Genomic DNA, 319 nt, shown 5'->3' on the forward strand with positions numbered 1-319 from the left:
ATCCCGTTAGCGGCTTATACACTTACTTTTTCTGTGTTATATACATGGTTATGTCTGCGGTAAAAACCAGTTCGTTACGCGTATTGTAAAGCTTTACCGGTACGACTAAATCTTCTTTATCAATCCATTGATGAGGCAAGTCAATCTCAGCGATAGCAGTAACGTCTGTGTCTACCTTAGCCAGGTACTGTACTGTCATTCCCTTAGGGATCCAACGATGGGTTTTATAAGGTACCGTTGCATCAACCATCACCCCCGCACACAGCTCAGCCAAATTACATTGTGCGATAGCGTGAATAGTGCCAATGTGATTGTGTAC

1 protein-coding gene is annotated in these 319 nt (G+C 43.3%); it reads right to left on the reverse strand.

What is annotated here, in order from left to right; translation table 11 throughout:
* Positions 1 to 22 precede the first annotated feature (22 nt).
* On the reverse strand, positions 23 to 319 hold a 297-nt coding region (locus tag CWB76_RS19050), incomplete at its 5' end, for a hotdog fold domain-containing protein (protein ID WP_138609691.1).

The sequence above is a fragment of the Pseudoalteromonas sp. S1609 genome (genome assembly GCF_005887255.1).
Classification (GTDB): Bacteria; Pseudomonadota; Gammaproteobacteria; order Enterobacterales; family Alteromonadaceae; genus Pseudoalteromonas.